This is a genomic window from Streptomyces sp. GESEQ-35, assembly GCF_017948485.1.
Classification (GTDB): Bacteria; Actinomycetota; Actinomycetes; order Streptomycetales; family Streptomycetaceae; genus Streptomyces.
In genome coordinates this window covers 1-428 of record NZ_JAFFSX010000102.1, presented here as the reverse complement: position 1 = coordinate 428, position 428 = coordinate 1, and the positions used below count along the sequence as shown (strand labels likewise).

The following is a 428-nucleotide window of genomic DNA, read 5'->3' as shown; positions in this document are numbered from 1 at the left end:
ACGTCCAGACCGTCACCCGCCTCACCGACATACGCGGCCAGCCGTGCCGCCTGCACCCTGAGCGCGACCGGCGTCTTCGCCGACACCGGCCACACCACCGGCAACCCAGAATCCTGTGATGGCCACTCGGCCTCCTGCACCGGCTCCTCGACGGGAGCCTGCTCCAGAATCACGTGCGCGTTGGTACCGCTGATCCCGAACGACGACACACCCGCCCGCCGCGGGCGCCCGACCTCCGGCCACTCCCGCGCCTCGGCCAGCAGCCGCACCCGCCCGGCCTCCCACTCCACATGCGGCGTCGGCTCACCCACATGCAACGTCCGCGGCAACACCCCATGCCGCATCGACTCCACCATCTTGATCACACCCGCCACACCCGCAGCAGCCTGCGCATGCCCGATGTTCGACTTCACCGACCCCAGCCACAG

1 protein-coding gene is annotated in these 428 nt (G+C 70.3%); it reads right to left on the bottom strand.

Translation table 11 applies throughout. From position 1 onward, the window contains the following. Window positions 1-428 (bottom strand): ketoacyl-synthetase C-terminal extension domain-containing protein (locus tag KCH87_RS48525; RefSeq protein WP_282613098.1); only part of this gene is annotated, 428 nt, incomplete at both ends.